The sequence below is a fragment of the Eubacterium ramulus genome, assembly GCF_003122485.1.
Lineage (GTDB): Bacteria > Bacillota > Clostridia > Lachnospirales > Lachnospiraceae > Eubacterium_I > Eubacterium_I ramulus_A.
This window is the reverse complement of sequence record NZ_JRFU01000166.1, coordinates 1-4,478: the sequence shown is the minus strand read 5'-3', so window position 1 is coordinate 4,478 and position 4,478 is coordinate 1. Positions and strand designations below refer to the sequence as shown.

The 4,478-nt window shown below is 41.5% G+C and carries 4 protein-coding genes; all 4 read right to left on the bottom strand.

Annotated features, from left to right (window positions below):
- Positions 1 to 36: 36 nt before the first annotated feature.
- The 4 genes from LG34_RS14035 to LG34_RS14020 all read right to left on the bottom strand — a co-directional run bounded on the left by LG34_RS14035 (position 37) and on the right by LG34_RS14020 (position 4,343).
- On the bottom strand, positions 37 to 621 hold the full coding sequence (locus tag LG34_RS14035) for an alanine racemase C-terminal domain-containing protein (RefSeq protein ID WP_242979911.1): 585 nt from the start codon (positions 619 to 621) through the stop codon (positions 37 to 39).
- Positions 622 to 727: 106 nt separating this feature from the next.
- Positions 728 to 1,699, bottom strand: coding sequence for a carbohydrate kinase family protein (locus tag LG34_RS14030; protein ID WP_109216620.1), 972 nt, complete (start codon positions 1,697 to 1,699; stop codon positions 728 to 730).
- 104 nt (positions 1,700 to 1,803) lie between these two features.
- The gene (locus LG34_RS14025; RefSeq protein ID WP_109216619.1) at positions 1,804 to 3,219 is read right to left on the bottom strand and encodes a toll/interleukin-1 receptor domain-containing protein; all 1,416 of its coding nucleotides are present in this window, start codon (positions 3,217 to 3,219) and stop codon (positions 1,804 to 1,806) included.
- A 98-nt stretch (positions 3,220 to 3,317) separates the two neighbouring features.
- A complete protein-coding gene (locus tag LG34_RS14020) occupies positions 3,318 to 4,343 on the bottom strand; it encodes an asparaginase (RefSeq protein ID WP_109216618.1) in 1,026 nt (341 codons plus the stop codon).
- Positions 4,344 to 4,478 lie beyond the last annotated feature (135 nt).

Here is a 4,478-nt window from a genome sequence, read left to right as displayed (position 1 = left end):
ATTTTTTCACATATTTGACGCCCTGCGATACTAAACTTACCACTTTTTCAGTGGCGTCCCTATAGAGGTGGGAGTCATCTCCCATCTGATATACCGTTCCAAGCGACTTCCCAGTCGACTTAAAATTTCATTCGTGATCGTTCCAGCTGTTTCCGCCATATCTGCTGCGGTAAGCATCTCATTTCCATCTGTTCCAATCAAAGTTACAACATCCCCAGTTTTCACCATATCATCTTCCAGCTCACTGATATCAATCAGTGCCTGATCCATACAGATTCGACCCACAATTGGTAACATTACATACATACTGTCATGCCTCTGCCAGTCTGCCGCATGCAGTGCAAATCCTTCCGCAGTCATAAGTGCCAGACTGATAAGTAATCCTAATCCCGCTCGCTTCCGATTCCACCGTTTTGGTTCCGATGCATCCACCAACTCATCCAGATAGCGCAGCGGACGTGTCATAAACCGCAGTGTGATAATGATCCATCCAACCAGTATCAATATGATCATAATGGCAATGATCCACTCTTTTACCCACTGCAAAATATAATAAATACTGCTCGGCTGCCATGATGTGTTGATGCTTGCTGACCAACCAATTACCAATATTGCAAACAAAGCTGCCACATATATTACCAATGCCAGGATATAGTTTCCAAATACCTGACCGGTAAGCTGCGTGCGCAGATACTTGCATTCGGCTGCTACAACCGCTCACCAGAGTTTAACATAATTTTTCTGTTAACATCTGCTCCACTTCTTCTTTTGTCGGAATCGCCGGGATTCCTCCACGTTTCTGCACACAGAGTGCTGCGGTTGCGTTGCCGCATACGGCACAATGGTGAATTTCTTCCCAGGTCAGGGATTCGATTGGTTTTTCCAGTGATAAGTATGCACTTAAAGTGCCGCCCCAGAAGGAATCACCTGCACCAGTTGTATCTACAGACTGTACGGAAAATCCTTTAATGCGCTCTTTTTTCTCTTTTGTCGCCATAAGTACGCCTTCGCTGCCAAGGGTTACAGCAATAAGTTTCGGTCCCATTGCAAGCAGTTTATCTGCTGCGGCTTCATAGGTTGTCTCTCCGGTAAGAAGCAGACTTTCTTCATCAGATACTTTCATGACATCCGCATAAGGAATCATGGATTTCATATTTTCAGCTGCTTCTGCTTCGCTGCTCCACAGCGTTGCACGATAATTCGGATCATAAGAAATCAGTGCACCTGCCTCTTTTGCACAGGTTACTGCCGCTACAGTCGCATTCTTTGCCGGCTGATCGGTCAGTGACAGGGAGCCAAAATGGAAGATTCTGCAATTCTGTAAAAGTTCTTTGTTCAGTTCATCAGCTCGTAACTGAGTGTCTGCACCCGGTTTTCTCGCAAAAGAAAATTCACGTTCGCCGCTTTCATCAATAGCTACAAATGCCAGTGTTGTGAAATAATTGTCATCTTCGATCAGGTTAGAAACACCGATATTTTCTTTCTCCAGTGTTTTTTTCAGAAATGCACCGTGCATATCTTTTCCAACTTTTCCGATAAACTCTGTACGATATCCCATATGGCTGGCAACCGTCAGCAAATTTGCCGGAGCTCCGCCTGGATTCTGTTCAAACAAACGCATTCCATCTGCGCCTGTTCCAGCTTCTGTAAAATCAATCAATAATTCGCCAAGTGCTGCAATATCAATGTTTTTTTCCATATTTCCAATCCTCCACATTCTTCTACAATGATGCTGCGACGTTCTCGCCCATAATTTTCTTTATCATACCGTACAGAAATTTCAAAGGAAACTCTTTTTACCTATCATTCAACCGTCCATTCCTCTCTATCTGGTATCGTTTCGCGATCTTTTTCTGCATTTATGATATATAACAAGTTATCGTTAAAATGCTTTTTCGCTAATTCTTCCGGCGGCGGACATTTACTCGGTGGATCGATCGGCACTGGTTCAATGTACTCAGGTCCCTTACTCTTATAAGCATACCGCCATTCCGCATCCACCCACTTTGATTCACGCGCGTATTCAGACCAGCATAAAAACAGCACATCTCTCTTATCAATTTCTCTCCACAAAGCCTGTTCCCAATCATCCCCGCTTCGCAAGCTGTCAACATCGAAGAATATATCGATATCCGGGCGGGCTTTTCTCATTCCCTGAATAATTCTTGCCACTCTTTGACGATCCTGACTTGCATAAGACATAAATGCTGATAATACATCTTCTCTGGTAATCTCGATCTTCTGCTCTTTTGCGGAAGTGCATTTTGCTATAAATTTCAATCTGGTCGCTATCACATCGTCAATGTACACTTCCGCTACAAACAAAATCTGTTTCTTCTGAAAATCTTCCGGCAGCTCAACCGCAAAACTAAAATTCAGATACTCTCCATGCCAGATTTGTTCTTCACAACCATCTGTTATTTCGATATCCGGAGAGTTAAGTACAATCGTGATCTTGGCCTCTTTGCCAGCTTTCATTGCTCCTGATTTCTTTTCTCTGACGGCGGTTTCAGCATCTACGATTGCCGCGTCCACTACATGTCGAAATTTCTCCTCATACATGAAAATTTCAATCATGGAGTACTCACCTTTTAAAATTGATTTGGGAGCAATTGCTGAAAAATAAACTTTATCCAAGGGAACTGGCGCTTGTTCTATTTCTGTTTCTGATTCACATTCCGAATCATAATTAACGACCCGATTGTTTTCTATAGAATTAGTTATATCTTTTTCATCAGGTGGTAATGTACCTTGTGGTAAATTATCGCTTTTCTCAGATGGTAATGTAGCCTCTGGTAAATTATCAACTTTCTTAGATGGTAATGTAAACTCAAGTAAATCCTCAACTTGCGTTAATGTAAACCCAAGTAAATCTGCAATTTCTTCAGGCGGCAATACAGGTCGAATCATAAAGGCATGTGTACTTTGGGACTTCGTTAAATCTTCTCCATCAAAAAAACACAGATACTTTTCTAACCACATTTGATATTCTGTATACTTTGCCTGCATATGCTCGATTTCATAAATATTGCGTGTACAATCCTCAATAAGACCATTCCACATACCTGAAACTGCACTCGAATCTGCCTGCAGCATATCCAAAATTTCTTTCATACGCTGTCTGTTTTCTTCTAATGCATACAGAATTGCATGAATGTTTTCCTGAATCTTTTTCAATTTATAGATCTGTTCTTCTATCTTGTTCTTATCTAATCCCATAAGACCGTCCCTTTTTATGCATTTCCTGATTTTTAACAAATTTTTACGACATTGATATATAGAAATGCCCTAATCCTCTTTTATGTGATTCTTGCTTTTTAGCGAAATTCTCCTTCAATGCGTTTTGTAAACAGAATATCATGATTCACCAACCGGTAAAAATCACGTTTCATTTCCTGAAAAGTCTGGTCTCCCATTCCCATGAGCCACATCATTTTTGTGATCGTTGCTTCCAGCGTCATATCATAGGCTTCCAGAATCTTGAAATCCAGTTTTACCTTTTTTCCAACCTCATACACCGTCATATTACTGCCCTCATTGGCAACCTGCGTCGTCATGACAAGAATTTTTCCTTTATCTTTCCACTTATTCATCTGCGTATAAAATTCATCCAACAATGACTCCGGGATTCCGCCCACACCAAAACTCTCCACCACAAGGCAATCGTACCGTTCGAACAGATACGGCAGAATATCCGGCTGCATGCCAGGAATCAATTTCAACACGTAAACACTGTTTTTCATCTCATAATAAAAACGTACCGGTCCGCTATAGGGCATCTCTGTGATATAACGCACCAGCATCCCATCCTGAATGACTGCCTGATATGGAAAATTAATACTACAAAATGCATTGTAGCTTTTTGCGCGCTCTTTTCTGGCTCTTGTTCCGACAATGACTTTTCCATCAAACACAATGTTGACATCCTGAGAATCGTTATCCGAAGCATAGATAAAGCTGTCCAACAGATTTGTTTTTGCATCTGTCACATCCATCTCGATCGGTTTCTGCGCTCCGGTAACCACGATCGGTTTTCTGGAGTTTTGGATCATATAAGACAAAGCTGCCGCCGTATACGCCAGAGTATCCGTGCCATGGCAGATTACAAAACCGTCGTATTTATCATAATTTTCCTCGACTGTTTTTACCAGCAGTTTCCAGTGCTCCGGTGTCACATTCGTACTGTCCAGATTGCACACCTGAATGGAATCTACCTCACAGATTTTGCTGACCGCCGGAATATAATTTAAAATATCCTCCGTGGAAAGTCCCGGTGCCAGTCCGTATTCTGTCTGTTTAGAAGCAATTGTGCCTCCAGTTCCTATCATCAATATATTTTTCATATGCTCATTTTCCTGTTTTTTAATTTATTTCACTCTCTATACCGATTTATTCTACCATAACCAGGATAAAATAAAAATACTAAACATAGTCAAGCGGATATTCGCAATCCGCTTCGCTACTTGCTCATAACCGAA

Coding starts and splice junctions, on each gene's coding strand:
- LG34_RS14030 (WP_109216620.1), bottom strand. CDS start 1,699: ATGGAAAAAAACATTGATATTGCAGCACTTGGCGAATTATTGATTGAT.
- LG34_RS14025 (WP_109216619.1), bottom strand. CDS start 3,219: ATGGGATTAGATAAGAACAAGATAGAAGAACAGATCTATAAATTGAAA.
- LG34_RS14020 (WP_109216618.1), bottom strand. CDS start 4,343: ATGAAAAATATATTGATGATAGGAACTGGAGGCACAATTGCTTCTAAA.